This is a genomic window from Bradyrhizobium sp. 170, assembly GCF_023101085.1.
GTDB lineage: Bacteria > Pseudomonadota > Alphaproteobacteria > Rhizobiales > Xanthobacteraceae > Bradyrhizobium.
This window is the reverse complement of the sequence record NZ_CP064703.1, coordinates 7,926,986-7,953,121: the sequence shown is the minus strand read 5'-3', so window position 1 is coordinate 7,953,121 and position 26,136 is coordinate 7,926,986. Positions and strand designations below refer to the sequence as shown.

General features: G+C 63.0%; 34 protein-coding genes. 31 read left to right on the top strand and 3 right to left on the bottom strand.

Annotated elements, in window-relative coordinates; translation table 11 throughout:
• The first annotated feature begins 128 nt into the window (after positions 1-128).
• The 6 genes from IVB05_RS37340 to IVB05_RS37315 all read left to right on the top strand — a co-directional run bounded on the left by IVB05_RS37340 (position 129) and on the right by IVB05_RS37315 (position 4,101).
• Positions 129-878: a hypothetical protein gene (locus IVB05_RS37340; protein WP_247781096.1), complete on the top strand. Its 750-nt coding sequence runs from the start codon at positions 129-131 to the stop codon at positions 876-878.
• Positions 875-1,369 carry a phage terminase small subunit P27 family gene (locus IVB05_RS37335; protein ID WP_247781095.1) on the top strand — a complete coding sequence of 165 codons (495 nt, stop codon included), beginning with the start codon at positions 875-877 and terminating at the stop codon, positions 1,367-1,369. The genes IVB05_RS37340 and IVB05_RS37335 overlap by 4 nt, the downstream gene beginning before the upstream one ends.
• Positions 1,347-2,930, top strand: coding sequence for a terminase TerL endonuclease subunit (locus tag IVB05_RS37330; protein WP_247781094.1), 1,584 nt, complete (start codon positions 1,347-1,349; stop codon positions 2,928-2,930). The genes IVB05_RS37335 and IVB05_RS37330 overlap by 23 nt, the downstream gene beginning before the upstream one ends.
• An 84-nt stretch (positions 2,931-3,014) precedes the next feature.
• Positions 3,015-3,323 (top strand): HNH endonuclease, encoded by a 309-nt coding sequence (locus IVB05_RS37325; RefSeq protein ID WP_247781093.1) that lies wholly within the window; start codon positions 3,015-3,017, stop codon positions 3,321-3,323.
• 14 nt (positions 3,324-3,337) lie between these two features.
• Positions 3,338-3,694, top strand: a complete 357-nt coding sequence (locus tag IVB05_RS37320) for a hypothetical protein (protein WP_247781092.1) — start codon at positions 3,338-3,340, stop codon at positions 3,692-3,694.
• On the top strand, positions 3,649-4,101 hold the full coding sequence (locus IVB05_RS37315; RefSeq protein WP_247781091.1) for a hypothetical protein: 453 nt from the start codon (positions 3,649-3,651) through the stop codon (positions 4,099-4,101). The genes IVB05_RS37320 and IVB05_RS37315 overlap by 46 nt, the downstream gene beginning before the upstream one ends.
• A gap of 12 nt (positions 4,102-4,113) precedes the next feature.
• On the opposite strand, the gene IVB05_RS37310 is transcribed toward IVB05_RS37315, so the two are convergent.
• Complete coding sequence (locus tag IVB05_RS37310; protein ID WP_247781090.1) at positions 4,114-4,317, bottom strand: hypothetical protein; 204 nt, start codon at positions 4,315-4,317, stop codon at positions 4,114-4,116.
• Between the two features lie 54 nt (positions 4,318-4,371).
• Here IVB05_RS37310 and IVB05_RS37305 point away from each other — a divergent pair, with 54 nt between their 5' ends.
• The 3 genes from IVB05_RS37305 to IVB05_RS37295 are packed head-to-tail and all read left to right on the top strand — an operon-like array spanning position 4,372 to position 8,054.
• Positions 4,372-6,252 (top strand): phage major capsid protein, encoded by a 1,881-nt coding sequence (locus tag IVB05_RS37305; RefSeq protein WP_247781089.1) that lies wholly within the window; start codon positions 4,372-4,374, stop codon positions 6,250-6,252.
• Positions 6,253-6,281: 29 nt separating this feature from the next.
• Positions 6,282-6,584: a hypothetical protein gene (locus IVB05_RS37300; RefSeq protein WP_247781088.1), complete on the top strand. Its 303-nt coding sequence runs from the start codon at positions 6,282-6,284 to the stop codon at positions 6,582-6,584.
• Positions 6,585-8,054, top strand: a complete 1,470-nt coding sequence (locus tag IVB05_RS37295) for a phage portal protein (RefSeq protein ID WP_247781087.1) — start codon at positions 6,585-6,587, stop codon at positions 8,052-8,054. It begins immediately after the preceding gene.
• Here IVB05_RS37295 and IVB05_RS37290 read toward each other — a convergent pair.
• Together IVB05_RS37290 and IVB05_RS37285 are read right to left on the bottom strand one after the other, a co-directional pair.
• Entirely contained in the window at positions 8,044-8,724 is a 681-nt protein-coding gene (locus IVB05_RS37290) for a hypothetical protein (RefSeq protein WP_247781086.1), read from the bottom strand. The two genes, IVB05_RS37295 and IVB05_RS37290, sit on opposite strands and share 11 nt — an antisense overlap.
• A 3-nt stretch (positions 8,725-8,727) precedes the next feature.
• The gene (locus IVB05_RS37285; protein WP_247781085.1) at positions 8,728-8,964 is read right to left on the bottom strand and encodes a hypothetical protein; all 237 of its coding nucleotides are present in this window, start codon (positions 8,962-8,964) and stop codon (positions 8,728-8,730) included.
• Here IVB05_RS37285 and IVB05_RS37280 point away from each other — a divergent pair, their 5' ends adjacent.
• The 22 genes from IVB05_RS37280 to IVB05_RS37175 all read left to right on the top strand — a co-directional run bounded on the left by IVB05_RS37280 (position 8,965) and on the right by IVB05_RS37175 (position 26,122).
• A complete protein-coding gene (locus IVB05_RS37280; RefSeq protein WP_247781084.1) occupies positions 8,965-9,405 on the top strand; it encodes a hypothetical protein in 441 nt (146 codons plus the stop codon).
• Positions 9,405-10,046, top strand: coding sequence for a hypothetical protein (locus IVB05_RS37275; protein WP_247781083.1), 642 nt, complete (start codon positions 9,405-9,407; stop codon positions 10,044-10,046). Before IVB05_RS37280 ends, IVB05_RS37275 begins: the two co-directional genes overlap by 1 nt.
• On the top strand, positions 10,039-10,410 hold the full coding sequence (locus tag IVB05_RS37270) for a hypothetical protein (RefSeq protein WP_247781082.1): 372 nt from the start codon (positions 10,039-10,041) through the stop codon (positions 10,408-10,410). Before IVB05_RS37275 ends, IVB05_RS37270 begins: the two co-directional genes overlap by 8 nt.
• Positions 10,401-10,757, top strand: coding sequence for a hypothetical protein (locus IVB05_RS37265; RefSeq protein ID WP_247781081.1), 357 nt, complete (start codon positions 10,401-10,403; stop codon positions 10,755-10,757). The genes IVB05_RS37270 and IVB05_RS37265 overlap by 10 nt, the downstream gene beginning before the upstream one ends.
• A gap of 1 nt (position 10,758) precedes the next feature.
• Entirely contained in the window at positions 10,759-11,415 is a 657-nt protein-coding gene (locus IVB05_RS37260; RefSeq protein ID WP_247781080.1) for a hypothetical protein, read from the top strand.
• Positions 11,412-11,726: a hypothetical protein gene (locus IVB05_RS37255; protein WP_247781079.1), complete on the top strand. Its 315-nt coding sequence runs from the start codon at positions 11,412-11,414 to the stop codon at positions 11,724-11,726. Before IVB05_RS37260 ends, IVB05_RS37255 begins: the two co-directional genes overlap by 4 nt.
• Positions 11,727-11,760: 34 nt before the next feature.
• Complete coding sequence (locus tag IVB05_RS37250) at positions 11,761-13,326, top strand: phage tail sheath C-terminal domain-containing protein (RefSeq protein ID WP_247781078.1); 1,566 nt, start codon at positions 11,761-11,763, stop codon at positions 13,324-13,326.
• 28 nt (positions 13,327-13,354) lie between these two features.
• The gene (locus IVB05_RS37245) at positions 13,355-13,720 is read left to right on the top strand and encodes a phage tail tube protein (RefSeq protein ID WP_128941060.1); all 366 of its coding nucleotides are present in this window, start codon (positions 13,355-13,357) and stop codon (positions 13,718-13,720) included.
• Positions 13,717-14,157 carry a phage tail assembly protein gene (locus IVB05_RS37240; RefSeq protein ID WP_247781077.1) on the top strand — a complete coding sequence of 147 codons (441 nt, stop codon included), beginning with the start codon at positions 13,717-13,719 and terminating at the stop codon, positions 14,155-14,157. The genes IVB05_RS37245 and IVB05_RS37240 overlap by 4 nt, the downstream gene beginning before the upstream one ends.
• Before the next feature lie 14 nt (positions 14,158-14,171).
• Positions 14,172-14,321, top strand: a complete 150-nt coding sequence (locus IVB05_RS37235) for a hypothetical protein (protein WP_247781076.1) — start codon at positions 14,172-14,174, stop codon at positions 14,319-14,321.
• The gene (locus IVB05_RS37230; RefSeq protein WP_247781075.1) at positions 14,321-16,747 is read left to right on the top strand and encodes a hypothetical protein; all 2,427 of its coding nucleotides are present in this window, start codon (positions 14,321-14,323) and stop codon (positions 16,745-16,747) included. Before IVB05_RS37235 ends, IVB05_RS37230 begins: the two co-directional genes overlap by 1 nt.
• Positions 16,744-17,298, top strand: coding sequence for a DNA circularization N-terminal domain-containing protein (locus IVB05_RS37225; protein WP_247781074.1), 555 nt, complete (start codon positions 16,744-16,746; stop codon positions 17,296-17,298). The genes IVB05_RS37230 and IVB05_RS37225 overlap by 4 nt, the downstream gene beginning before the upstream one ends.
• Positions 17,295-17,963: a hypothetical protein gene (locus IVB05_RS37220; protein ID WP_247781073.1), complete on the top strand. Its 669-nt coding sequence runs from the start codon at positions 17,295-17,297 to the stop codon at positions 17,961-17,963. The genes IVB05_RS37225 and IVB05_RS37220 overlap by 4 nt, the downstream gene beginning before the upstream one ends.
• 168 nt (positions 17,964-18,131) lie before the next feature.
• A complete protein-coding gene (locus IVB05_RS37215) occupies positions 18,132-19,202 on the top strand; it encodes a phage baseplate assembly protein (protein WP_247781072.1) in 1,071 nt (356 codons plus the stop codon).
• An 11-nt stretch (positions 19,203-19,213) separates the two neighbouring features.
• The gene (locus IVB05_RS37210) at positions 19,214-19,999 is read left to right on the top strand and encodes a phage baseplate assembly protein (protein ID WP_247781071.1); all 786 of its coding nucleotides are present in this window, start codon (positions 19,214-19,216) and stop codon (positions 19,997-19,999) included.
• Positions 19,962-20,519 carry a phage GP46 family protein gene (locus IVB05_RS37205; protein WP_247781070.1) on the top strand — a complete coding sequence of 186 codons (558 nt, stop codon included), beginning with the start codon at positions 19,962-19,964 and terminating at the stop codon, positions 20,517-20,519. The genes IVB05_RS37210 and IVB05_RS37205 overlap by 38 nt, the downstream gene beginning before the upstream one ends.
• Before the next feature lie 103 nt (positions 20,520-20,622).
• On the top strand, positions 20,623-21,660 hold the full coding sequence (locus tag IVB05_RS37200) for a baseplate J/gp47 family protein (RefSeq protein WP_247781069.1): 1,038 nt from the start codon (positions 20,623-20,625) through the stop codon (positions 21,658-21,660).
• Positions 21,657-22,424: a putative phage tail protein gene (locus IVB05_RS37195; RefSeq protein ID WP_247781068.1), complete on the top strand. Its 768-nt coding sequence runs from the start codon at positions 21,657-21,659 to the stop codon at positions 22,422-22,424. The genes IVB05_RS37200 and IVB05_RS37195 overlap by 4 nt, the downstream gene beginning before the upstream one ends.
• Positions 22,425-22,441: 17 nt before the next feature.
• The gene (locus tag IVB05_RS37190) at positions 22,442-23,749 is read left to right on the top strand and encodes a hypothetical protein (RefSeq protein ID WP_247781067.1); all 1,308 of its coding nucleotides are present in this window, start codon (positions 22,442-22,444) and stop codon (positions 23,747-23,749) included.
• Positions 23,742-23,987, top strand: a complete 246-nt coding sequence (locus tag IVB05_RS37185) for a hypothetical protein (protein ID WP_247781066.1) — start codon at positions 23,742-23,744, stop codon at positions 23,985-23,987. Before IVB05_RS37190 ends, IVB05_RS37185 begins: the two co-directional genes overlap by 8 nt.
• Positions 23,988-23,999: 12 nt before the next feature.
• Positions 24,000-24,344, top strand: coding sequence for a hypothetical protein (locus IVB05_RS37180; protein WP_247781065.1), 345 nt, complete (start codon positions 24,000-24,002; stop codon positions 24,342-24,344).
• On the top strand, positions 24,341-26,122 hold the full coding sequence (locus tag IVB05_RS37175) for a collagen-like protein (protein ID WP_247781064.1): 1,782 nt from the start codon (positions 24,341-24,343) through the stop codon (positions 26,120-26,122). Before IVB05_RS37180 ends, IVB05_RS37175 begins: the two co-directional genes overlap by 4 nt.
• Positions 26,123-26,136: the final 14 nt, after the last annotated feature.

The following is a 26,136-nucleotide window of genomic DNA, read 5'->3' as shown; positions in this document are numbered from 1 at the left end:
GCTGTTCGGGCTGTTCCTCCAATGAGCGCGCCGATCTGCTTCCTGCTCTGCCTTGCCGCAGTAGCCGATCATTCCTACGCGCTGGCCTTCGCGCTGCTTTTGATCACTGGCTTTCGGGCGCTGACATCATGACCAGTGCAAAAGAAATCGAGGTCCGCCCCATCGCCAAGCGCGATGCTGATGCGCTGATCAAGGCCGTGCACTACAGCGGCAAGTTCGTCCGCAATTCGCAGCTTTCGCTGGGCGTCTTCCTACACGGCCGGCTGGAGGGCGCGATGCAATTCGGCCCATCGCTGGACAAGAGCCACATGATCCGGCTGGTCCGCGACACCGGCTGGAACGGATTCCTCGAATTGAACCGGATGGCCTTCACTGACGTGCTACCGCGCAATTCGGAAAGCCGCGCGCTCGGCATCGCGCTGCGCATGATCAGGAAGAACTACCCGCATATCGAATGGATCGTCAGCTTCGCCGACGCCTGCCAATGCGGCGACGGCACGATCTATCGCGCGGCGGGCTTCGTGCTGACGCTGATCAAGACCAACAAGGATGTGATGCGCTTCGCCGATGGCAGCGTCGGCCACAAGATGTCGCAAGTAACAGGCGGCAATCGGCTGCAGCATTTCGCGGCGACGGGCGGCAAATGGTCAGGCATCGGCACGCCGCTGGAAGGCCACACGCTGCGCTACATCTATTTTCTCAATCCGGCAGCGCGGGCGCGGCTGAATGCCGAGGCGCTGCCCTACAGCGCAATCGAGCAACGGGGAGCGTCGATGTATCGCGGCGTGCGTGGGAAGCAGGCGATGGCTGGCACCAACCAGCACAGCGACGGAGCAGCACCGATCCCCACGCTCCAGCGAGAAAAGAGGAGAGCATGACGACGACCGGAAGAAAGCCAGTGCCGACGCATCTGAAACTGCTGCGCGGCAATCCCGGCCAGCGCAGGCTGACCGAAGAACCGCAGCCCGAGCAGCACGATGATGTACCCGAGCCGCCTGCCTTCATCACCGGCTATGCCGCCGATGAATGGTGGATCACAGCGACCGAGCTGCATCGGCTGGGCCTGTTGACCAAGGTCGATGTCCCAGCGCTTGCCGCCTATTGTCACGCTTTCGGGCAATGGCGGATGGCGGCGGAATCGCTGGCGAAGATGGCTGCGAACGATCCGATCATGCACGGCCAGATCATCAAGACCAAATACGGGGACGCCGCCGCGAACCCGCTGGTCTCGATCGTCCGCAAGCACGCAGGCGATGTGGTGCGCTACGCCGCCGAGTTCGGCCTGACCCCCGCCGCGCGCAGCCGGATCACTTCCGGCATCCACGGCGACGATTCGCAGAGCAAGTTTGCCGGACTCATCGCAGGTTAAGCGGACGCCTGACGGCAAGCGCCGCGCCGCAGCTGTTATCAAATTCATCGAGAAACTTACCGTGCCCAGCGGCCATGGCATGGGCAAGCCGTTCAGGCTGGAGCCGTTTCAGAAGCTGTTCATCCGCGCGATCTATGAGCCGCATCTGGGGCTGCGGCGGGCGGTGCGTCGCGCCATCCTTTCGATGGCGCGCAAGAACGGCAAGACGGCGCTGATCGCAGCAATCGTGCTTGCACATCTGGTCGGCCCCGAGGCGATCGTCCACGGCGAGATTTATTCCGCCGCCAATGATCGGGATCAGGCCGCGATCGTCTACAAATTCGCCCGCCAGATGGTCGAGCTGGATCATGAACTGATGGCGATGATCGAGCTGGTGCCATCGACCAAGACGATGGTCGCGCGCCGCACCGGATCGGTCTACCGCGCGGTCAGCGCCGAGGCTGGCACCAAACACGGCTACCTGCCCAGCGTCGTGATCTATGACGAGCTGGCCCAGGCGAAGAACCGCGATCTGTACGATGTGCTCGATACCTCGTTCGGCGCACGCGATGAGCCGCTGTTCATCGTGATCTCGACGCAGAGCAATGATCCCGAGCACATCATGTCGAAGCTGATCGACGATGGCTTGAGCGAGATCGATCCGGCGATTGTCTGCCATCTGTACGCCGCCGATGAAGATTGCGAGCTGGCGGATGAGACGCAATGGCGCAAGGCGAATCCAGCGCTCGGAAAATTCCGCGATCATGAAGACCTTGCGACCGCGATCCGCAAGGCGATCAGGATGCCCGCCGAGGAGCCCAAGGTCCGCAATCTGTTCCTTAATCAGCGCGTGTCGCCGATCGCGTCGCTGATCAACCGCGCCGAATGGATGGCCTGCGCAGGCGAAGTGCAGCTGGAGCAAGGCGAGGAAGTCTATCTGGCGCTCGATCTTTCATCGACCATCGATCTGACCGCGCTGCTGGTCGGCTCGGCCTCTGATCCCTGCCGCATCGAGCCGCATTTCTGGAAACCGCGCGAGCATCTGACCGAGCATGCAAGCCGCGACTTCGGATCGGGATCGCATCGCTATCGCGAGTGGGCCGAAGCTGGCCATCTGAAGATCAGCCCAGGCAAGACCATTAACCCGGAGGCGGTGGCGCTTTTCATTGCCGAGATGACGCAGCGCTACAAGGTCAAGGGGCTGGCCTATGACCGCTGGCGCATCAACGATCTGCTGCGCGAGTTCGATCGCGTTGGCCTGCAGGCATTCGAGGACGGCGAAAAAGGCGGCGACGGGCTGCGGCTGGTGCCATGGGGCCAAGGCTTCAAGGACATGGGGCCAGCGATCGATGCGCTGGAACTGGCGGTGATCGAGCGCAGGCTGATCCATCCCAACAATCCGATCCTGAATTGGAACATGGCGAACGCGGTTGCGACGATGGACCCAGCGGGCAACAGGAAGCTGGACAAAGACAAGGCGCGCTTTCGGATCGACGGCGCAGTGGCTGCAGCCATGCTGCTGGGGGTGCGGGCGAAGGATCGCAGAGTCAAACCCATCGACATCGAGGCGCTGATCGGATGACCCCGCGCGAGCGCGACTATGTCCCATTGCTGGTTGCCATCTCGGTGGTGGCCAGCCTGATCATCCTCCTGATCGCCGTCTATTATGCGTGAGGCATGGCAGCACTTCTACGGCACCGCTTTCTGGCAGCGCCGCCGCAAGCTGCAGCTCCATATGCATCCGCTCTGTCGATTCTGCGCCGAGGGCGGCGTCGTCACCCGCGCCACGCACGCCGATCATGTCGAGCCGCACAAGGGAGACTGGAATCTGTTCTGCCTCGGCGAGCTGCAAAGCCTCTGCGCTTCCTGCCACAGCTCGCGCAAGCAGCTGATCGAAGCGCGCGGTCACGACATCATGGTCGATGACGATGGCTGGCCAACCGATCCGAACCACCCAGCCAACAGGCGCCGCTGAAAGGAGACTGCATCATGCCGATTACTATTCTCGATGGACCGACGATCCCCGCTGGCCAGTCCCTCTCCGATGGGATCGATTGCTCCGCTGGCGAAATCGTCCGCATCACCATCCCGCAAGAGTACACACCAGCGAACATGACGTTTCAGGTCTCCAGCAATGGCGAACTTTATAATGACCTGTACGACAGCGACGGCAACGAGGTCACGATAGTCACCAAGCCGGACACCGGCATCGTCATCCGTGATCGGGCATGGGTGCGTTCGATCAAGTTCATCAAATTCAGATCAGGCACGCGCCAACATCCAGTGGCGCAAAAGGTCAATTGCAAGTGCGCCATCGCAATCGACACGCCAGAGGCGGCTCCATAGGAGATGAGCCATTGCCAATTCTGCAGTGGCGTTGCGCACATGGTGAGGCTCCAGCTGTCACGCTTGCGTGTGCTCGCACCGTCAGGATCGCGCCGCTCGATGATGCGGTCGATAGCAATGTCGTCCGCATCAAAGGCCCCGGCATCATCGAATCTTTCGGCGAAGGCCCGCCGATCATCAAGCGGGTTTTCCTCGAAGCCGGAATCACGCTGAAGCATAGCGCCGAGCTGGAGCTGCTGACCGGCATGGACCGCCAGATCAGCGCGCTGAGCATCGGGCTTTATGCCTGCGATGGGCGCAGCTGGACCGAAGTGCATTTTACATCGACGGGCGCGCACGAGCTGACGCGCCGGCTGGACAAGATCGAAGCCCGCTTGGCCGAGGTCGAGCGCCGCCTAGAGCCCTGATCATCGAAAGCATCAACGCCTGATCACCCTGCAGCAGCGGGAGGAGCCGCCATGCGCCGCTACGCCATCAAGGCCCAGCGCCAGGACATCGAGCCCGATGACGACGAATCCTATTCCGACTTCATGGAGCGCTGCGAGAACGAACTCGGCGACGAGGAAGAGTGCCAGATCATCTGGGACAATCGCGCTGCCGAAGGCATCCGCCACAAGACCCATGCGGCCAAGGTCAACGGCATGCAGTTCGTGCTGTCGGATGAGACGCCCGATCGCATGGACGACATCATCATGTCCGATGGCTGGCAGCTGTCGAACTTCAAGAAGAACCCCATCGCGCTGTTCGGCCACAAGAGCGACTTCCCGATCGGCAGATGGAAAAACCTGCGCGTTGAAGACAAGCAGCTGCTCGGTGAGCTGGAGCTGGCCCCGGAAGGCACTTCCGATCGGATCGATGAGATCAGGCGGCTGGTCGAGGCCGATATCCTGCGCGCCGTCTCGGTCGGCTTCAGGCCGCTCGAAAGCAAGCCGCGCAAGGAAACCGACTACGGCGTTTTCTTTACCCAGGCCGAGCTGGTCGAAACCAGCCTCGTGTCGGTGCCAGCGAATCCAAACGCGCTGGCCGTGGCCAAGTCTCTGAAAATTTCACCCGAAACCATCGACCTCGTCTTCGCCGGGAAAGGCGCAAGGGACGGCATCGAGCGGCGCGGGATCACCGGCGGGCAAGCCGAAAAATCATCGCTTGTGAGAAAGGGCGCGACAATGTCGTTTGCTCAAAGGATCACTGCTACCGAACAGCGCATCAACGCGCTGCGCGATCAGCTCGCGGCCCACTGGGAAAAGGCCGACGAGACCAATGTCACCGACGACCAGCTGAAGATCGCCGCTGACTTTAACGAACAGATTGAGCGGGAGGAGCGCACGCTTACTGCGCTGCGCGACACCGAGCGCAATCTCGGCGCAGCATCTGATGACGGCGGTGCCGCCATCGTCGTGCGCGGCGCTCAGCCGGTCAGGCCGCTTGCCGATCCGCTTCGCCCGTTCTCGAAGAAAAAGATCGAGCCCCGCGAGGTGCTCGTGAAGATGGGCGTCGTTCAGATGCTCGCGCACTGCACCAAGAAGCCGATCGATGTGGTGATGCGTGAGACCTATCCCGACGACGAGCCGGTCATCCGAGGCGTGTTCGAGTGGATGGCCAAGGCGGCAACCGCGCCAGCAATGACCACTGTTCAAGGCTGGGCGGCTGAGCTGGTCCAGCAGATCAACGTTGGCTTCATGGACACCCTGATGCCGAAGTCGGTCTATCCCCGGCTTTCGAACGCTGGCCTCAGTCTATCGTTCGGCACCAACGGCAAGATCAATATCCCGACGCGCGCAACCACGCCGACCATCGCGGGTTCGTTCGTCGGCGAAGGTCTGCCGATCCCGGTTCGTCAGGGTCTGTTCACTTCGCAGCCGCTGACCCCGAAGAAGATGGCGGTGATCACCACTTGGACGCGGGAGATCAACGAGCACAGCGTGCCTGCGATCGAAGGCCTGCTGCGCAACGCGATCCAGGAGGACACTGCTATCTCGCTTGATACGGTGCTGCTGGATACCAACCCGGCAACGATTATTCGTCCTGCTGGCATCCGCAATGGCGTAACCGGCCTGACGCCCACTGCAGGCGGCGGCTTCAATGCCCTCGTCGGCGACATCAAGCAGCTGTCTGGTGCACTGCTCACCGCCACCAATGGCAACGTGCGCAATCCGGTCTGGCTGATGAACCCGCAGCAGGTCAACAGCATCTCGCTGACGGCGATGCCCGGCATGAGCGCCTTCCCGTTCCGCGATGAAGTTGGCCGAGGCCAGCTCAATACGTGGCCAATCATCGACTCGGGAACGGTGCCTCTCGGCACAGTGATCGCGCTCGATGCTGCAGACTTCGTCTCGGTTGGCGGTGATGCGCCGCGCTTCGAGCTGAGCGATCAGGCCACGCTGCACATGGAAGACACCACACCGGCTGACATCGTCGGCGGTGCCGACCCCGGCACGCCAGCCAACCCGGTCAAGTCGCTCTGGCAGACCGACAGCATCGCGCTGCGGCTGATCCTGCCGATCAACTGGACGCTTCGCCGCGCTGGTGTCGTCGCCTTCGTTGCTGGCGTCACTTGGTAACGGGCGGGAAAGGCAAAGGAGAAAGCACCATGACAGACAACAAGCAGGATGAGGCCGCCCGCAAGCGCCTGGGCGAAGAGCGGGCGCGGCGCGAGAAGCAGCGGGCGTCGCAGCGCGATGCGATGGCAGGCGTCAAGCCGACACCGACGCAGGAAGAGAACGACCTTGCTGCATCGGGCGTGCCGGTAACGCCGGAGCCGGATGGATCGCCGCAGCAGCCGCCCGCACCGCCAGAGCCGCCACCGCCTGAAGGCGGCGCAACGCGGACGCGGCAGGTCGAGGCGGGCAGCAAGGGCGCATACTCAACGCGCAGCGCAACTGCGTCTGAGTGAATGAGCGCGACGGCCGCCAAGCCCCGCTTTCGCGTGAAGGCGGGACGCAGCGCCGCGCTTGTGTCCAAAGCCGAAGGCGAATATCACCCCGGCCCGTGGCTGCTGCCGATCACCGGAGGCTGGTTGCCTGCCGGTGTCGGCGAAAGCCTGAACTGGTGGCAGCGCGGCTTTGATCCTGTCGGCTTCTCGTCGCGGTCGGCAATGGTCGAGGCGTGCGTCTCGGCCTACGCGCAAACCGTTGCGATGTGCCCCGGCGATCACTGGCGGCTGAACGACAAAGGCGGGCGAGACCGGGTCAAGACATCCGCGCTCGCCCGCATGCTTCGACATCCCAACAGCTACCAGTCGATCAGCGACTTCCTGTTGAACGCCACGCGCTCGCTCTATCTTGACGGCAACACCTACGCGCTGGCGCTGCGCAACGATCGTTTCGAGATCGATGAGCTGCATTTGATGGACCCGACGCTGTCGTACCCACGGCTGGCGCAGACCGGCGATATTTTTTACCAGCTTGCGGGCAATGACGTGATCGACAGGCGGCTCGGCGGCCAGAAGCTGATCGTGCCGCAGCGCGATGTCCTGCACATCCGCCTGCATTCCGTGCGTGGCCGCGCGCCCGTGCCGCTGGTCGGCGAGTCGCCGATCGTCGCCGCCTATGAGGACATCGGCGTCGGCGGGGCCATCGCGCAGCAGCAAGTGCGCTTCTATCTGAACGAGGCGCGGCCATCGGCGGTGCTGTCCACCGATCTGGTGCTTGACAAGGATCAGGTGCAGGCGCTGCGCGACCGCTGGAATGAACAGGCCAAGGGCCTGCATCAGGGCGGCACGCCGATCCTGACCGCCGGCCTGAAGGTGCAGCCATGGTCTACGGGCGGCAAGGATGCTGCCACCGCTGACATCCTGAAGCTGACCAACGAGCACATCGCGCTGGCCTTCCGCATCCCGCTGCAGGTGCTCGGGCTGGGCGGCAACAATCTCTCATCGACCGAGCTGCTGATGCAGAGCTGGATCGCATCCGGCCTCGGCTTCGCGCTGAACCACATCGAAGAGGCCATCGGCCTGCTGTTCAATCTGAAGGGCCAGCCTGACGAGTATGCCGAGTTCGATACGGCAGCACTGCTGCGCTCGGCTCTGAAGGACCGCATCGAAGCACTGGTGCGCGGGGTTCAGGGCGGCGTCTTCGCGCCCAATGAGGCCCGTCAAAGCGAAGGTCTCGACGCCGTCGAGTTCGGCGATGAGCCGCGCGTCCAGCAGCAGGTCGTGCCGCTGAGCGCGGCGGCAGCGATCCCCCCAGCGCCGCCTGCGCCAGCTGCGCCGCCAGCTGAAGGCACCGCCGAAGCTGATGACGACGAGGAAGAACCGCCACCGCCACCGCGTCCAGAAAAGGGCGACCGCGATGCAATCCAACGGGAAGTCCGCAACCTCATTGCCTGCGCCGACCGGATTGGCCGCCGAAGAATTACTTCTTGAGGCGTGGCGCGAGGCGCTGGCCGAGGTGCTCGATGCCGAGCGCAAGCAGTGGCAACGCGAGCGCGCCCTGATCGAGGCGCAGGCCGAGGCAATCATCGCCACGCTGAAGGCCGAAGTGGTGCAGTTGCGCAGCAGCTCGCTGGAGCGGATCAACGCCACTATGGGCGAGATCGTCCGCGTGGCTCTGGCCCAGATCACCATCGGCAAGGATGGCGAGCCGGGACCTGCAGGCGCGGAAGGCCCTGTCGGCGCACGCGGCGATCAAGGCTTGCCCGGTGAGAAAGGCGATCGGGGCGAGCCCGGCCCGCAGGGCGACAAGGGTGAACCCGGAGAGCAAGGCGAGCGCGGCGAACGCGGCGAGCAAGGCCCTGTCGGCGCACGCGGCGATCAAGGCTTGCCCGGTGAGAAAGGCGATCGGGGCGATCCCGGCCCGCAGGGCGACAAGGGTGAACCCGGAGAGCAAGGCGAGCGCGGCGAACGCGGCGAGCAAGGCCTTGCTGGTGAACGCGGCGAGCATGGCCTGCACGGCGAGAAAGGCGATCGGGGCGATCCCGGCCCGCAGGGCGACAAGGGTGAACCCGGAGAGCAAGGCGAGCGCGGCGAGCGCGGCGAGCAAGGCCTTGCTGGTGAGCGCGGCGAGCGCGGCGAGCCGGGAGAGCGCGGCGAGCAAGGGCTACAGGGCGAGCGCGGAGAACGCGGAGTACACGGTGAAAAGGGCGAAGTAGGAGAACGAGGCGAACATGGCCAGCAAGGTGAAAAAGGCGAAAGAGGTGAAGCAGGCCAACACGGCGAACAAGGTGCGCGCGGCGAGCAAGGCGAGCGCGGGGAAACGGGCGCGTCGGGGCAGCTGACAGCTGCGCACCCGTTTACTGAAGGTGCCGTCCATTACGAGGGCGACATCGTCCTCCATATGGGCGGCACCTATCAGGCGCGATGCGATACCGCCCGCACGCCGCCGCATGAAGACTGGGCCTGTCTCGCCGCCAAGGGCCGCGATGCCGCGATGCCGAAGATCATCGGCACCTATCGCGAGGGCGAAACCTATTCGTATCTCAACATCGTCGCGCTGGGCGGCTCCAGCTTCATTGCGCGCACTGATGATCCGGGGCCGTGTCCAGGCGAAGGCTGGCAACTGATCGCATCAGCGGGCCGCCCCGGCAAGCAAGGGCCGAAGGGCGAGCGCGGCGAAGCAGGAGCGCGTGGCGAGCGCGGCCTGCCTGCACCCGGCATCCTCGGCTGGAGGATTGATCGCGAGGCCTATACCGCCACGCCGATCATGTCGGACGACAGCGAGGCCCCGCCACTGCAGCTGCGCCCGCTGTTCGAGCAATTCCACGGCGAGGCAGGCTGATGGCTGATATCTGGGTCAAGGTGCTGGAGCCTGCCGACAGCTATGCGCTGCTGACGCTGGAGGAAGCCAAGACGATCCTCGGCATCTCGGCTGGCGACACTTCCGAAGATGATCAGATCAAGATGTGGATCGACCAGTATAGCGACGTGGTCGCCACCATGTGCAACCGCGTCTTTGCCAAGGAGAAGGTGCAGGAAACATGGCGCGGCGATCTGATGCCGTTCGACAGCCCGCGCCTGTTCCTGACGCACTACCCGGTCGCCGATGATGACATTGAAAGCGTGGAGTCGCCGCGCGGCAGCATCATCAATGCAGCTGCCTACGAGATCGAAAATGGATCGGGCAAGCTGCGCATCGAAGGTGCGTGGTCAGAGCCGATCACCGTGATCTACACGGGCGGCTATGCCTTGCCAGATGGAGCGCCCGATACGCTGAAAGCCGCGACCGGCCTGCTGATTCAGGGCGCGCGATCCGAGATGACGACCACCGCCGTCAGCGGCATCAAGTCGATCAGCCATCGCGAGAGCCGCGTGCAGTTCATGGAAGGCGGCGGCCAATCCAGTGGTGGCGGCGGCGCATTGTCGAAGGCCGCCGATACCGTCAACGCGCTGCTCTACAAATATATGCGCTTCCATGTTTGAGATCAGGATCGACGGCATCGAGCCCCTGCTGGCGAAGTTCGACAAGCTGGAGGATCAGATCACCGCGCTGCAGAGGACAATGCCCGCCGAGCTGGAGGCGTGGCAGCGCGATGACATGAAACGCAAGTATACCAACATGACGGTCGAGGTCGTCAACAACGAGACCAATGCAACGACCTACATCTGGCCGACATCACGCACGCCATCCGGCAGGCGGCGGCGATTTCAACGACCGAAGCAGCATCGACCGGCTACCGCTGGCCCTGTGGTGCGAAGCAAGCGCCCGATCCTTCGCGCCGAGCTGCTGGCGCAGCTCTGGGACCGCATGGTGAAGCTGACAGCCGAGGCTGTGAAATGGCCGTGAACCTCGATGTGCTGCTGCAGGGGCCGATCTTCGATTTCTGGGCAGTGCCGGTGACGTTCAAGCCGATCAAGTCGCAGCCGGGTCAGCCCGACTATCAGGGGCGCGGCATCCTGAACACCTACAGCCTCGATGTCGCGGGCCTTGATGGGAAAATCTATTCCGATCAGCGCACCATCCTCGACATCCGCGAGAGCGAGTTCGCGGTGCTACCTGAGCAGAACGATCGGTTGCTGATTCCGAAGGACTGCAACAACGTGCCGCGCGGCGAATATCAGATTGCCGATGCCTCCAGCGATGGCGGCGGCCAGACCATGCTGACCATCCGAAAGTACGAAACGATCATGTGACATGGGCATCACCGACACGCAGTCATTCTCGCTGGTGATCCGCGATGTGTTCTTCGATGCCGTGAGTTCAGATCCATTTTTCGCTAGTTACAGCAAGCGCAAGAACAAGATGCTGAGCGTGCAGCATCAGCAGCTGCCGTACCTAGGCGTCTACATCATCGATGAGACCATGTTGCCGGATGGCGATGCCAATGCGGGCATGATCCGCTTCAGCCACACGCTGCGCATCGGCTTCTCGGTGATGGTGGCGAACAACGATCAGGTTGTCGCCGAGCAGCAGATCGATGCGGGCTACTGGCGGATCATGAATCGGCTGTGGCCCGATCAGTACATCATGAACCTGTTCGACACGATGAACCCGCATACAGGCGAGCCGAATCCAGACAACACCCGAATCGAAAGCATCACGCGCGGCGTGCGCCGCCATGTCTTCGGGGCCACCGCGCTGAACAACGAAACGCCGGTCGCCGAGATGCAATACGACGTTTCAGTTTTCTTCCGCACCGGCTGGCCGCCGATCATCACCGATGACCTTGAAGAGATCGACATCTCGACCGGCATCAAGATCGGCGACACGCAGGAAGAGATGGATCAGCGCCTGCAGTTCCACGGCAAGTATCTGTTCGACATCTCCAGAAAACGGGAGCCACGACGATGACGAAGTTCAGCAAGGCATCGCTGCGCGGCCTGCGCACGAAGCAGCGGATGGAAGCAATGCACGCGACCGCGCCAGCTGGCGTGCGCGTCGTGCCCGCCAATGATGACGGACGCCGGCTGCTGCGGCATCCGAAGGGCGGCGGCTTCCCCGCCGAAGGCAGCGCCGAGTGGCCGGATGATCGCTTCACCAAGCGCAGGCTCGCGGACGGCTCGGTGACGCGCGAGGCCCCGCCCGAGCCCGAGGGCCGAGAGAAAGAGCGCCGCAAGCCCGACAAGGGCGATCAGCCGGATGAACCCAACCACGCCGCCTGACCGGGCGGCGTTTTCATTTTGACAGGAGGCATCGATGCCGATCAGCTTTGCGAACATCCCCGCCAACATCAAGGTGCCGCTGTATTGGGTCGAAGTCGATCCGTCGATGGCAGGCCTGCCGACCATCAACCTGCGGGCGCTGCTGGTCGGCGTCATGATTGCCGATGGCAATGCGCCGTTTGACATCCCGCGTCCCATTGGAAGCCAGGCGCAGGCCGATGAAGCCTTCGGCCAAGGCTCCGAGCTGTCGCGAATGTTCAAGGCCTACTTTGCCAACAACTTCGCGAACGAAGTCTGGGGCCTGCCGCTAAAAGAGGCGACAGCCGCAACCGCTGGCACAGCGACCATCACCGTCACTGCAGCTCCGACCAGTGCAGGCACGCTGCATCTTTACATCGCAGGCGAGCATATCCCGGTCAACGTGGCGACCACCGACACTGTCACCACCATCGCCGCTGCGATCGTTGCAGCGATCAATGACGAAGTTGCCCTGCCGGTCACCGCAGCCAATGCAGCTGGCGTTGTAACCTTGACCTCGGTGTTCAAGAGCATCAACGCCAACGAGATCACCGTCTCGCTGAATTACTATGGCAGCCGTGGCGGCGAACAGACCCCGCCCGGTCTGGGCATCACCATGCCTGCAACCGGCTTCCTCACAGGAGGCACCGGCTCGCCCGACTTCGACGCCGCGATCATCAATCTCGGTGAAGAGCCCTACGAGTACGTCGCGATGCCGTACACCGACAGCAATTCGCTGTTCGACTGGGATCAGGAATACGGCTTCACCGACATGGGGCGCTGGGGCTGGCAGCGCCAGCTGTTCGGTCACGTCTTCTCAGCCAAGCGCGGCACCTATGCCGAGCTGATCACCTTCGGCGATGCGCTGAACAGCCCGGTCGAATCGGTGATGGCGGTTGAGAAGGCCAGCCCGTCGCCGACCTTTGAATGGGCCGCAGCCTATGCCGCGAAAGCGCAGCGTGCCCTGATCAACGATCCGGCGCGACCGCTGCAGGCCTTGACGCTCAACCAGATCAAGGGCGCTGGCGTGCATCAGCGCTTCGACTTCGTCGAGCTGAACTCGCTCGCATCCACCGGCCTCGCAATCCAGAAAGTGGGCGCGGACAATCAGCCGATGATCGCCCGCGAGCAGACCACCTATCAGGTCAATCTCTACGGCCAGCCGGATGATGCCTATGAGCTGGTGACCACGCTGGCGACGCTGGCGAAGCTGCTGCGGAATCAGAAGCACGCCATCACCTCGAAGTATCCGCGCCACAAGCTGGCGAATGACGGCACCAAGTTCGGCCCCGGTCAGGCGATCGTCACGCCCGGCATCGCGAAGGCCGAGCTGATCGCGCAGTATCAGCAGGATATGTACGTCGGCCTTGTCGAGGACCTCTCCAATTTCAAGCGCCATCTGCTGGTCGAGCGCGATCCCAACGACCCCAACCGCCTCAACGTCCTCTATCCGCCTGACCTGATCAACCAGCTGCGCATCTTCGCGGTGCTGGCGCAGTTCCGGCTGCAATACGACCGGGGCATCGACACCCAGATCATCGGCCCGACCTCGCCGCCGTTCAACGCGGCATCGGGTGCGTGATCCCACGAGCATCAAGGAGGACTGATCAATGGCACAGAGAATTGCAGGCATCGCCTTCCTGACCGTGGATGGCAACCAGCTGGCGCTGCGCGGCAACTTCACCGTCAGCCCGTCGCCCGTCGAGCGAACCATGATCGCCGGGCAGGATGGCGTGCATGGCTATCAGGAGCTGCCGCGCGTGCCCTACATCGAGGGCGATCTGTCTACGCTTCCCGGCTTCTATCTGGAGGACCTGCTGAACGAAACCGATGTCACCGTGGTGGCGCAGCTCGCCAACCGGATGCAGTACGTGCTCACCAGCGCAACCTGCAAGGGCGGCTTCGAGAACAATACCCGCGACGGTCAGGTCCGCGTGCGCTGGGAAGGCGTGACCTGTGAGGAGGTTTCGCTGTGAACGTCAACCCGAAACACGAAGGCTTCGTTGATGATCAAGCGACGAAGCCAGAAGCCGAAATCATCTCGCCAAGCAATAAGCGCGCGATGCCGCCGCCCGAGATCGAGCCGCCGCCCGAGGAGCTGCCGCCGCTGGAGCTGGACGAGTGGCCGATCATCGTCAAGCTGCTCTACAAGCCGATCCGCAACAATCGCGGCGAAGAAGTGCGCGAGGTCTCGCTGCGTGAGCCGCGCGCTGGCGACATCAACCGCTATGGCAATCCGATCCGCGTCAATCAGGATGGCGACGTGATCATCGATGAACGCAAGATGACCTACATGATCGGCGCGCTGTCCAACATCCTGCCGCCGTTCATCGAGGAGATGGACCCGCGCGACTGGAACAGCTGCGCCTATCGATTGCGGCGTTTTTTTCTTCCCGATCCAGCGGCCTGGTAGGCGGCGAGGAAGAAGTGATCCTCGACTGCTACCGCTTGGCCCGCTGGTATCACGTTAGTCCCGAAGTGTTCTTGTCGATGCCGCTGAGCGAGGTTTCGCTGCATCTGCATCGCACCGCGCAGTGTGATCGCGCGCAGCAGGCAGCAACAGGCGATGACGACTGATGCCCACTGAACAGGAGGAACTACGCTTAACAGTCAACTTGGCCGACAACGCTTCGGCTGGGCTGGCGAAACTGAACGAGGAGATCAGGCAGCTCGGCAGCGGCGCGAGCCAGCAGCACATCGAGAAGTTCAAGCGCGAGACCACAGAGACGACACGCAAAGTAAAGGAGATGGGCAATGAAGTCGGCGAGGCCTACAAGGGCCTCGGCATGCTGCGGACGGGCCTCGCCGCAGGTGCCGCAGGCTTGTCGCTGTTCGGCTTTGAGATGGCGCGGCAGGTCAAGATCATCGTTGATTATGCTGACAAGATCAGGACGCTGAACCAGCAGGCCCGCCAGATCGGCGTCAACCCTTCGCAGCTGAAGGATGTCACCGAGCAGCTGCAGGCCTTCGGCATCTCGGGCGAGACGGCCGCCTCCAGCATCAGCGCCGTCTCTGGAAAAATTGCCGAACTGCAGCGCCAGGGCAGCCAGCTGCGGATGGAGCTGCTGAAGAACGCAGGCCCTGATCGCGAGTCGGTCAGGAATATGTCGCAATATCTCGACCGCCTGACCAATGCGAAGACCGTCGCCGAGCAGCTCAACATCATCCGCGAGGGCGGCGAGCAGGTCTACAATAACGCACGCAAGCAAGGCTACAGCGAGCAAGAAGCGGCCAACCGGCGCAACAATTTCTGGCAGCTGCAGGGGTACAACGCGCAGCTGGCGAACGCGGGCAAGCTGAAAGAGCTGAGCGCCGAAGAGAAGCGCATTGCCGATGAGCGCGCGGCGCGAGCCGAGGCCTTTTCCAACCAGATCGGCTCGATCACGCGCAAGTGGAATGAGATGGTCGAGGCATCGAACCAGCCGATGCTGCAGAACCTGAAGGCAGTGCTGGAATATGCCGAGCCGATGCTCGACAGGCTGAAGTCGTTCATGGAGTGGATGCAGAAGAACGATGTGCAAGCGCCGCCCGGACTGAGCGGGTTCGCCGAGGCCCAAAAACCAGTGCCATATGCCAAAGAGCCACCCGAGGGGAATTTCTGGATCAGGTTCGGCAACTGGTGGCGTGGTCCCGAAAAAAGCATGGATGAGCTGAAGAAGTCGCTTGATGAGCACAATAAGACGATCAAGGAGCTGAACGACGCCATCAAGGGCGGCCCCGGCAGTTTCCAGCCGACCGGTTTCGACGGCAGCGGTGGTGGTGGTCTGCTCCATCGCGCCACTTTCACCACACCTAGCGGCCGTCAACCGATGTTCGGCGGTGGAGGTGGTCTCTGGGGCGGCGGCAGCGGTCGCATGTTCGGCGGCGATGGTGGCGGTGCGCCCTACGGCTCGGATGTCGGTGCAGGCACTGGAGCTGGCGCAGGTGCAGCACCTGCAGCTCGCGGCACGCCCGGTGCTGGACCCTTCACGGTGCCGAAGGGCGGTGATCCGCGCGGCATGGAGCCGTACATCCGCGAGACTGCAAAAAAGTACGGCGTTGACCCTGACACGGCAGTGAAAGTTGCGGCATCGGAAGGTCTGCGAGACTTTCTTGGTGATCGTGGCAAATCAGGCGGCGCATTCCAGCTCTACACAGGCGGCGGCCTTGGCAATGAATTTCAGAAGCAGACCGGCCTCGATCCGCTGGACCCGAAGAATGAAAAGGCCACCATCGACTACGCGCTGAAGAATGTCGCGCGCACTGGCTGGGGACCGTATCACGGTGCCAAGCGCCTCGGCGTCGGCCGGCGCGAGGGCATCGGAGGCCTGCCAAATGGCCAGACTGCTGGCCCCGGCACCGGCTACGGTGCTCCTGGTGATGCTGCAGGCTCAGTGCCGAAGCCTGTACTTGATGAAGCCAAGGCGCTGTTGATCCGGGGCGGCGGCTCAGGTGAGCTGCAACAGTTCATGGCCTCGAAGGGCTATCCGCGCAGCGGCGCGTGGTGCGGCCAGTTCACTGCATCAGTGGTGGCAGAGGCTGGCGGCAAGCCGCCGAGGAATGCAGCCGTTGCATCGAACTGGCTGACATGGGGCCAGCACGTAGACCCCTCCGAGGTCCGCGAGGGTGATGTCGCGGTGCGCACGCGAAGCCGCTACGGAGGCCGCGCTGTGCCCGGCCAGACCGGCAGCCATGTCGGTCTCGTCGGCAGTGTTGGCGAAAAGTCCATCGACATGATCGGCGGCAATCAGGGCCGACCAGTTACGCCGCGCAGTCGCTGGGGCGGTGAATGGGAATTTCGGCGCGGCCTTGCAGAGGATCGCCAGCAGATTGATCGCACGCAGTCCTCAACCACCAAGGTAGAAGGCACCGGCAAGATTAGCGTCGATGTCAACGCACCCAAGGGGACCGGCGTCGGTGCCGAGGGCGGTGGATTGTTCAAGGATGTCGAGATCAACCGACAGACCCAGATGGAGCCAGCGCGTCGCGGGCCTGCACAGGAAGTAGAGACGTTATCGATATGACGAACATCTTCGACCTGCCAGCGGTATGGCGCAAGGCGCTGATGCCAGCATCGTTCAATGGTGCGCGCTTTCATTGCGAAATGAACAGCCGCGAGAGCGGGCGCAGGACTGTGCTGCATCAGTTTCCAAAAAAGGACTTGCCCTATGCCGAGGACATGGGCCGCGCTGCGCGCGAGTTCACGGTGCGTGGGTACTGCATCGTCTTTCCCTACGACAGCGAATATTCGCTCTACCAGCGCGACTATCGCCGCCCGCGCGATGCGCTGATCAAGGAGCTGGAAAAGGAAGGCCCCGGCACGCTGCAGCTGCCGACGCAGCCAGCGCAGCAGGTGGTCTGTCCGCGCTATCGCATGTCGGAGGAAGAGCGCTTCGGCGGCTACTGCGTAATCGACATGACGTTTCAGGAATACGGCCTCGATCCGCAGACCTTTGCGCCGAGCATCGCTACCGCTTCAGCGATCGCCCAGGCGAGCGAGGCACTGCGCGGACAGGTGCTGCGCACGCTGTCAGAGCAGCCGCTGCCGCCGCCGACAGGCATCATCAACATATGAAGCGGCTTGATGCAGATGAAGCGGCACCGATCGCCGATCGGATGCTGCTGAACCTACTGGGCACCGTGCCGCCGAAGGGGCGCACGGGCTCGGATGCCCGCACCGCGATTGGCGACACCCGAGCGCACGCCTACAAGCTGTGCATCAACGACGCGATAGGGCCGCCGCTCGACCAATGCTTCGATCTGGCGCGGCTGGCGGGCGCGACAACGCAGCGTCTCGACTATGTGCGACAGCGGATCGAGGCCGAAGCGCCCGCTACGCTGGGCGGCCGGCTGATCAGGGATGCCGGAATCCGGCTCTGCCTCGCCGCGCAGGCCCGCATCATTGCTGGCATGACCTTTGTCAGCCGTCAGGATGTCAACGCGATCAAGACGCAGCTCTACCAGCCGTTCCGCGATGCCGAGGAGATCGCCGCCGACAGCATGGATCAGGCGACCTTCCAGGCGCTGGTTACGCTGCACGGCGCGGTGACCAACCATCTGGTTGCGACCGCGCGGCCCCTGCCGCGCATGGTCAACTTCCGCTTCCATGAGCCGCTGCCTACGCTGGTGATGGCGTACAAACTTTATGACGACGCCTCGCGCTGCGACGAGCTGCGGCAGGAGAACAAGGTGGTGCATCCGGCATTCGCCCCGATGTCCGGCTTGGCCCTGTCGGCATGATCAAGAGCAGGTGGCGGCGAGTCGTCTTCGCCGCTGACTGCGATGAGGACGGCAACTGCCCGGTCTGCGGCATCGACTATGCCGAATGCAAATGTCCGGGACCGACCATGGAGGACTACGAATATCGCGAGCGCAACGGCGTGCTCTATGCCCGCCCTTTGGTGACGCATGCCGAAGCCTCAAGAAGTCGCCGTTCTTGATGTCAACGGGCTGCAGTTCGAGGACTGGGAATCGGTCTGGGTGCAGCAGCGCTGGGCCGACAGCTTCACCTATTTCCGCTTCACTGCCGCCGAGCGCGATCCGATCATCAACAAGCAAGGTGGCCCGTTCCCGCTGATCGCGAAGCTGCAGTTCAAGCCGGGCGACAAATGCACCATCACGCTGGCGGGGCAGCTCGCGGTTACCGGCTACATCGAGACGCGGCAGGTAGCCTATGACGCCAGCGCGCACGGTGTGATGCTGATCGGCAAGAGCGCCACCGCGTGGGCGGCGCGATCGAGCGTCGATACCAAGACCGGCAACTTCGACAAGAAGAATATCGTGCAGGTCGCGCAGGAAGTGATCGCGCCCTATGGCGTCGGCCTGCAGGTAATCGGCTCGCCAGACATGACGCCGTTCGACAAGCTGCAGAACGAGAAGGGCGAGCTGGTCTGGGACTTTCTAGAGCGCATCGCACGGCCTCGCGGCGTGGTGATGGGCTCCGACAGCAAGGGCAACTTCCTGCTCATCGGCGAGCATTCGTATCCGGTGGTCGCGCAACTGGTGGAAGGCCAGAACATCAAGTCATGTCAGTGCATCATCACCGAGGAGCACACTTATACCGAATATCGCGTCGATGGGCAGGCCCCGGCCAGCGACAGCAACGCTGGCACCGCAGCCAGCGAGTTGACCGGCAAGGTCGGTGGTACATCGCCAGTGATCAGCAAGCTGATCACTGCCGCCGAGCAGCCGGTGAGGACGCAGGCCGAAATACAGGCCCGCGCCAAGAATGAGAGCGTCTGGCACGAGGGCACCAAGATACAGGCGACCATCGTCGTGCAAGGCTGGCTGCGCGACGGCTCCAGCCTCTGGCAGGCGGGAGATGATGTTGCCGTCTACTCGCCGATGGCGATGCTGAACAACACTTTGAAAATTCAGAACTGCACGTTCACGCAGGACAACCATAGCGGCACGCTCACCACGCTCGATCTGGTGAGCCCGAACCTCCTGCGCGACCGCGCCAACTTCGATCCCGGCTAGAGGAGCAGATCATGCACCGCGCCACCCCGCTCAACACCTCGATCCGCGCTTACACCGCCGGCGGCTCGCGCAGCGTCGTCGATAAGGTCGATGACGAGAAGCTGATGCAGGAGATGGGTGGCAACTTCATGGCCAACGAGACCCGCGCCGAGGTCGAGGCTCCACAGAACTATGGCTTCACCAGCGTGGTGTTCGATGCCGAGAAAGGCGAGGACGGCAAGGTGCAAGGCAGCGCCGAGACCTTCATCGGCTTCATGGGCGGCAACCGATCCTTTCCTGTCTCGGGGCCGATGGATGATCGCAGGCACCGGCTCTACAAGCTGAAGAAAGGCGACACCGCGATGTTTCGCGGGCGCGGCGACAAGCAACAACTCCACATGACAGAGGACGGCGGTTTCTGGACCGCGCCGCAGAACAAGACCGTGCGAATGCAGCTGGTCGATCAGGATAGCGAGAGCAACGAGACGAAGCAGCAAGGCGGCAGTTCGGGCGGCGGCGCGCAGGCCCGCGCAACTGAAGGCGGCGGCGGCAGCTCGGCGCAGGGCGGCCAGCAGAAGCGCGGACAGGAGGCACTCTACAAGGAGGGCCAGAAGGGCAAGCGCTTTGTCGATATAACCAAGGACAAAAGCCGCATCTCGGGCAAGACCGTGCATTCGATGCTCGATGACGGCGAGACCTACGTGCATGTCAATTCCGACAAGAAGGTCTATGTCGGCGCTGAAGCTGGCAAGGGATCGTTCAGCCTGCTGGTGACGCTGGATGGCCCATGCGTCAACAGCCTGGGCAAGATCGGCTGAAGCCGTGCCGACCTACAATGTCCCCGACATTCGGCTGGTGCAGAACAATCTCTTTCCGAAGTATTCCGTCACGCTCGACTGGTCGCTGCTGCCGAACGGCACGCTCGATGACACGCAGGCGCTCGCCACTTCGGTCTGCGTTGCGCTCGGCACCAACGCGCTGGCCTCGCCTGATGAGCCGCTGCCCGATCCTGACAGCAACGACCGCTGCGGCTGGTGGGGCGATCTGGACGCCGAGCTGATCTGGAACGGCTGGCCGATCGGCTCGAAGCTATGGCTGCTGCGCCGCGCCAAGATTAATTCGGCATCATCGCGCGAGGGCTCCACCGTGGTGCTGGTCGAGAACTACATCCGCACCGCGATGCAGCCGTTCGTGGATCGCAGAATCTGCTCCAGCTTCGATGTCTGGGTCACGCGCGTGGACAAGCAACGCATCGACGCACTGCTGAGAATTTATCGAGGACCCGCCCAGCCCATCGAGCTGCGCTACGAGGTTCTCTGGGACGCGATGGGGCCATAGAGCAATGCCTTGGTCAACGCCGACACTGCGAGACGTCCGCTCGCTGGTGCGCGATGCCGTGAACGCATCGCTGCCGGGAGCTGATGCCAATGTGCCGAACAGCGTGCTGCGCGTGCTCTCCGATAATCAGGGCGCGCTCTGCCATCTGACGCTGCAGTATGTTGACTGGTTGTCGCTGCAGCTGCTGCCAGACACCGCCGAGACCGAATGGCTGGATCGGCATGGCGACATCTGGCTGGTCAATGCTGATGGCTCGACGGGCCGCAAGATGGCCACGCTGGCGACCGGCATCGCCAGCTTTCAAGGCATCATTGACGGCACGGTAGTGCCGACCGGCACGCAGCTGCAGAGCGCGGTCGGCATGCCCGCAGGATCGGACTCGCCCTATCAGGTGGTGACCTACGAGACGCTGGAGGACATCACCACTTCAGCCTTCTCGCTGGTGCAGGGCCCGATCCGCGCGCTCGATCCCGGCAGCTTCGGAAATCTGCCGATGGATACGCCGCTGTCCATTTCCACGCCGGTCCCCGGCGTCAGCCTGACCGTTATCGTGGTCGCGCTGACCGGCGGCACGGATGACGAGACCGACGAGCAGCTGCGCGCCCGTATCCTGCAGCGCATCCGCAATCCGCCGATGGGCGGCTCGGTCGCCGATTATGTGGCATGGGCGCTGGCGGTGCCCGGTGTCACCCGCGCATGGGCCGCAGCCGAGCAAGGCATCGGCACCATCACCGTGCGCTTCCTGATGGATGATCTGCGCGCCGACAATGACGGCTGGCCGAAACCCGATGACGTGCAAGCGGTGCATGACTACATCGACAGCAAGCGGCCCGTCACAGTCAAAGACTGCTACGTGCTCGCGCCGATCAAGGAGTTCATCAACCTCACCATCCAGAACCTGGTGCCGAATACGCCCGAGGCGCAGGAGGAGATCGAGCAGAGCCTGCGCGACATGCTGCTGCTGATCGCCGCGCCTGGGCAGACCATCTACGCGGCGTGGATCAGCTACGCGATCCTGAGCGCGCCGAGCGTGGTCTCGTTCGATCTGATCACCAATGATGACTTCGAGATGCCGTCGCTCGGCCACATGGCGGTGCTCGGCACGATCCTTTATCAAGCCGGTGCCGAGCTGAGCGGATGAGCGACCGGCACATCCGCAGGGGCGGCGGCGACTACACCGACGCCTTCCTCTCGATGCTGCCGCAAGGCCAGGCTTGGCCGAAGCATGCGCCCGATAGCGTGCTGGTGCGCGGCATCAGTGGCCTGTGCGACTACTGGGGCTTCGTCGATGGCCGCGCCGCCGATCTGCTGGAGCGCGAGAGCGATCCACGCCAGACCGTCGAGCTGCTGCCGGACTGGGAACGCAACTGGGGCCTGCCCGATCCCTGCTACGAGGAGCCGCAGACCATAGGCGAGCGCCAGCTCGCGCTGGTCATGCGGATGACGATGCAGGGCGCGCAGAGCCGCGAGTTCTTCATCTCGGTCGCCGCAATGATCGGCTACTCGATCACGATCACCGAGTATCGCACGTTCGTGGTCGGCATTGATCGTTGCGGCGACAACCGCGCCATCGGCGACGGCACCAGCCCGATCTACAACGAATGGGGCCAGCCGATCCTGAACAATGACGGCAGGCCGGTCGAGGATGGCGAGCTGTCAGAGTGGCCGTACTACGGACTCGGCCCGCCAGAGAACCGCTTCTATTGGACGGTGCATGTCCACGTAGCTTCGCTGACATGGTTCCGCGTCACCAAGGGCCAGACCGGCATCGATCCGCATCTGCGCATCGGTCTCGCCGACGATCTTGAGTGCCTGCTGGACCGATGGAAGCCGGCGCACACCGAAATCATCTTCGACTACTCCGGTCTCGACAATCCCGGTGATCCCATGGCCGGGACGCCTTAGCGGGGGATGCAAATAAAATGAAATATAACCAGCCTTACGGTGTCTCTGATCCTGAAGGCCCGTACATCAACGGCAATCCTTCCACCGGCACGATGGGCTCGATCCCGCCCGCTGCATCGATTGAGTATCCGCAGCGCGAGATCGTGAACCTGATCAAGGATGTCAACCTCGCCACGCCTGACAATGCCGACCTGCGCCAGCTGGCGAAGGCGGTGCAGTCAACGAAGCTGTGGTCGGTCGATGATGCAGGCACCGTCAACCAGTATTCGGTAACGCTGTCACCGCCCCCTGGAATGTATTATCGCTATCTCACGGTGGTGGCATGGATCACCGTGGCGAACACAGGTGGAGCGAACCTGAACGTCAATGCGATGGGCGCGAAGCCGATCGTGCGCTCGGATGGCTCAGAGCTGGTCGCAGGCGACATCGGCGTGAACACGCTGAACTGTTTCGTGTATGACGGCGCAAAGTTCAGGGTCGTTTGGCTGGGTCGCGACAAGGGCGCGACCGGCTTCCTGCAGCAGAACCTCACCTTTTATGTGAACTTCGCGACCGGCGACGATGCCAACGATGGCTCGGCGGCGGTGCTCGCGTCCGGCCATGGCCCGTTCAAGACGCTGCAGCGAGCCTCAGACATCATCGGCACCTTCAATCTCAATGGCCACAACGTCACAGTGAATGTCGCCGACAATCAGTCCTACATCTCGGTAAATCTGCCCGCCTCTGCAGGCAACGGCAACGTGAACTGGATCGGCAATGCGGCCAACCCAGCGAACTGCCTGATCACCGGCACCAACCGCAACGCCGTCGCGGTCGGCGGCGTCTGCAACACCATGACCGGCTTCAAGGTGACGACAGCAGGCGCAGCAATGCAGGACACTGGCGCTGGCATCCACGCGCAGGGCGCGACGACGGCATCGTTCATGAACATGGAGTGGGGCCAATGCAAGGGACCGCACGTCTTTGCTTATGGCGGCGCTTATGTTCGGCTCGGCGGGCCGAAGCGCATTTCAGGCGGCGCGACCAACCATAGCTACGGGCGCGGATGCTTCATCGACTGCCAGTACGGCGGCAAGGTGGACTGCATCGAGGTCTCGCCCGCGCAGCCGCTGACGATCATCGGAACGCCGACCTACGACACCGCCTTCATCGCAGGTAACATGGTCGGCGTGGTGGCTTTCATCTACAGCACGCTGACCGGCAACAGCATCGGCAAGAGATACGACGCGCAATACAATTCTGTGATCGGCGTCGGCGGCGGCGGCGTCAACTATCTGCCCGGCACCATTGCAGGCACCGTCGCAACGGGGGGTCAATATGCCTAAGTTTTTTTATGATCCTTACGACTGGTACTGGAAAGCCGAGGACGGCCGCATCTATAGCAGCAAGCGCCAGACCAATGTCACCGACACCGATGCTGACTTGCTGTCGTGGTGCGGCGAAGGCGACGACGCTGCCGTACCGCAATTCTGGCCGCGCGATGATGCGGGCGCGCAGACTGATGCCGCGCTGCAGGCGGTGCTCGATCCCTACGGCCTGACGATCAACCCGGCAGCGCCGTGACAGGTGTAAGCCATGGCCATCGTCAACTTCACCGTTGAGAACGATGCCGATTTCTACCGGCAATTCCTCTATCGGTACCTCGACGGCTCGCCGATTGATCTGACCGGCAACACCATGAAGATGGGCATCCGCAAGCGCGCTGCCGATGCCATCGAAGAGATGCTGCTCACCACCGAGAACGGCGGCCTCGCCATCGTGGATGCGGCGCTCGGCAAGTTCACGGTGCGGATCACACAGGGCCAGCTCGCGGAGCTGCCGGTCGGCGACTACGACCATTCGCTGATCCGCATGGCGGGCGGCCTGCACCTGCGCGTGTGGTCGGGGATGCTGACGAACAATGCAGGGCCGAGCCGATGAGCCGCAGCGTAGATGTCACCAACGATGCCGATGTGAAGATCAGCAACGCGTCAGCGCCTGCTGGCGACGTAGCGGTCGAAGCCGACTACGAGGTCGAGGTCATTCAGGAAGCCGAGCAAGGCCCGCCGGGACCAGATGGCCCGCCGGGTCCGCAAGGGCCTCCGGGGCCGCTGGGACCGCAAGGACCTCCGGGGCTGGATGGCAACACCATCCTCTACGGCGCGATTGATCCGATGCCAACCGTGGGCAACAGCGGCGACTTCTACATCAACACCACTTCGAATTATCTGTTCGGGCCGAAGGCTGGCAGCTGGCCGCCCGGCACTTCGCTGATCGGGCCGCAAGGACCGCAGGGCATTCAGGGCGTGCAAGGCAATCCGGGGCCGCAGGGCATCCAAGGCATTCAAGGTGTGCCGGGTCTTGATGGCAACACGGTACTGTACGGCGCGGTTGATCCAACCGGCGCGGTCGGCGTCAACGGAAATTTCTACATCAACACGACGACGAACTTTATCTACGGCCCGAAGGCTGGCGGTGCATGGCCTGCAGGTACTTCGCTGATCGGCCCGCAAGGTCCGAAGGGAGATCAGGGCCAACAGGGCGAACAGGGTCTTCAGGGCGTGCAAGGCATTCAGGGCGAGCAAGGCGAAGAAGGCCCGCAAGGCCCGCCCGGTGAGGTGCCCGAAGCGCCAACGGATGGCCAGACCTACGGCAGGAAGAGCGCGGCTTGGTCGCCGATCCCTGCAGTGCCGCTCGATGCGCTGGCGTTCAACGGCCTGCAGATCAACGGCTCATTTGACGTCGCGCAGGAGCTGGGCGCGGCGAGCGTCCAGGCCCTCAACGCCGCGAAATATGTCTGCGACAACTACCTGATGTTCGCGCAGCATCCGACCATCCAGCTATTCGGTCAACGGACTGGGCCATTTCCGGCAGCGCCATTCGGCCGGGCATTGCCGAGCGCGATATCGGTGACCGCCTCGCCGGGATCTGCGTCGTTAGCTGCGAATGACTACACGCTGCTGATGAACCACATCGAGGGCTACCGCTTGGCGCGGCTCGGCTGGGGCGGCAGCAATCCGACGCCGCTGACGTTCGCCTTCTGGGTCTTTTCAAACAACCGGATCGGTACCGCCACGCTGAGCATTCGCAATCTCGCGCAATCCCGCTTCTATCTGGCGAACTTCACCATCAACGCCGCTAACACATGGGAATATAAAACCATCACCATCCCTGGCTGCCCTGATGGCGTTTGGGAGACCAACGTGGCGCTCGGTGCCTATGTCGGCTTCTGCTTCGGCGCAGGTTCAAGCTATCTTGGCACGTGGAATACGTGGACCGCCGGATCATCGTTTGCCACCGCAACAACGACAAACTTCTTTTCGGTCACCAACAATGCGATCTACCTCACCGGCTTGATGATCCTGCCCGGCAGCCACGCGCCGACTGCTGCACAGCATCCGCTGATCATGCGGCCTTACACGTTCGAGCTGCCGCTGGTGCAGCGCTACTATCGGCAGATCAAATGGAATGTGGAAGGCAATTCGAGTGGCGCGCAGGCTCGTGTGACCTGCGGCTCGGCAATGCCGTCGATGCGGGTGCCTCCTGCGGTGACGCGCATCAGCATTACCGCCTTTGCCAACATCCGGGGCAACGACCCCAACCAGTTCGTGACCTGCGCGCCGTCGAGCGAAAATGCCTTGGTGCTGTCCTGCGAAAGCGCCGCCGCTGGCTATGTACAGGCCATTGGTGTGGTCGATGCCTTGAGCGCGAGGTTCTGACATGGCAGCAGAGT

Coding starts and splice junctions, on each gene's coding strand:
- IVB05_RS37340 (WP_247781096.1), top strand. CDS start 129: ATGACCAGTGCAAAAGAAATCGAGGTCCGCCCCATCGCCAAGCGCGAT.
- IVB05_RS37335 (WP_247781095.1), top strand. CDS start 875: ATGACGACGACCGGAAGAAAGCCAGTGCCGACGCATCTGAAACTGCTG.
- IVB05_RS37325 (WP_247781093.1), top strand. CDS start 3,015: ATGCGTGAGGCATGGCAGCACTTCTACGGCACCGCTTTCTGGCAGCGC.
- IVB05_RS37320 (WP_247781092.1), top strand. CDS start 3,338: ATGCCGATTACTATTCTCGATGGACCGACGATCCCCGCTGGCCAGTCC.
- IVB05_RS37310 (WP_247781090.1), bottom strand. CDS start 4,317: ATGGGTCTTGTGGCGGATGCCTTCGGCAGCGCGATTGTCCCAGATGAT.
- IVB05_RS37305 (WP_247781089.1), top strand. CDS start 4,372: ATGGACGACATCATCATGTCCGATGGCTGGCAGCTGTCGAACTTCAAG.
- IVB05_RS37300 (WP_247781088.1), top strand. CDS start 6,282: ATGACAGACAACAAGCAGGATGAGGCCGCCCGCAAGCGCCTGGGCGAA.
- IVB05_RS37295 (WP_247781087.1), top strand. CDS start 6,585: ATGAGCGCGACGGCCGCCAAGCCCCGCTTTCGCGTGAAGGCGGGACGC.
- IVB05_RS37285 (WP_247781085.1), bottom strand. CDS start 8,964: ATGGAGGACGATGTCGCCCTCGTAATGGACGGCACCTTCAGTAAACGG.
- IVB05_RS37280 (WP_247781084.1), top strand. CDS start 8,965: ATGGGCGGCACCTATCAGGCGCGATGCGATACCGCCCGCACGCCGCCG.
- IVB05_RS37275 (WP_247781083.1), top strand. CDS start 9,405: ATGGCTGATATCTGGGTCAAGGTGCTGGAGCCTGCCGACAGCTATGCG.
- IVB05_RS37270 (WP_247781082.1), top strand. CDS start 10,039: ATGTTTGAGATCAGGATCGACGGCATCGAGCCCCTGCTGGCGAAGTTC.
- IVB05_RS37265 (WP_247781081.1), top strand. CDS start 10,401: ATGGCCGTGAACCTCGATGTGCTGCTGCAGGGGCCGATCTTCGATTTC.
- IVB05_RS37260 (WP_247781080.1), top strand. CDS start 10,759: ATGGGCATCACCGACACGCAGTCATTCTCGCTGGTGATCCGCGATGTG.
- IVB05_RS37255 (WP_247781079.1), top strand. CDS start 11,412: ATGACGAAGTTCAGCAAGGCATCGCTGCGCGGCCTGCGCACGAAGCAG.
- IVB05_RS37250 (WP_247781078.1), top strand. CDS start 11,761: ATGCCGATCAGCTTTGCGAACATCCCCGCCAACATCAAGGTGCCGCTG.
- IVB05_RS37245 (WP_128941060.1), top strand. CDS start 13,355: ATGGCACAGAGAATTGCAGGCATCGCCTTCCTGACCGTGGATGGCAAC.
- IVB05_RS37230 (WP_247781075.1), top strand. CDS start 14,321: ATGCCCACTGAACAGGAGGAACTACGCTTAACAGTCAACTTGGCCGAC.
- IVB05_RS37225 (WP_247781074.1), top strand. CDS start 16,744: ATGACGAACATCTTCGACCTGCCAGCGGTATGGCGCAAGGCGCTGATG.
- IVB05_RS37220 (WP_247781073.1), top strand. CDS start 17,295: ATGAAGCGGCTTGATGCAGATGAAGCGGCACCGATCGCCGATCGGATG.
- IVB05_RS37215 (WP_247781072.1), top strand. CDS start 18,132: ATGCCGAAGCCTCAAGAAGTCGCCGTTCTTGATGTCAACGGGCTGCAG.
- IVB05_RS37210 (WP_247781071.1), top strand. CDS start 19,214: ATGCACCGCGCCACCCCGCTCAACACCTCGATCCGCGCTTACACCGCC.
- IVB05_RS37205 (WP_247781070.1), top strand. CDS start 19,962: ATGGCCCATGCGTCAACAGCCTGGGCAAGATCGGCTGAAGCCGTGCCG.
- IVB05_RS37195 (WP_247781068.1), top strand. CDS start 21,657: ATGAGCGACCGGCACATCCGCAGGGGCGGCGGCGACTACACCGACGCC.
- IVB05_RS37190 (WP_247781067.1), top strand. CDS start 22,442: ATGAAATATAACCAGCCTTACGGTGTCTCTGATCCTGAAGGCCCGTAC.
- IVB05_RS37185 (WP_247781066.1), top strand. CDS start 23,742: ATGCCTAAGTTTTTTTATGATCCTTACGACTGGTACTGGAAAGCCGAG.
- IVB05_RS37180 (WP_247781065.1), top strand. CDS start 24,000: ATGGCCATCGTCAACTTCACCGTTGAGAACGATGCCGATTTCTACCGG.
- IVB05_RS37175 (WP_247781064.1), top strand. CDS start 24,341: ATGAGCCGCAGCGTAGATGTCACCAACGATGCCGATGTGAAGATCAGC.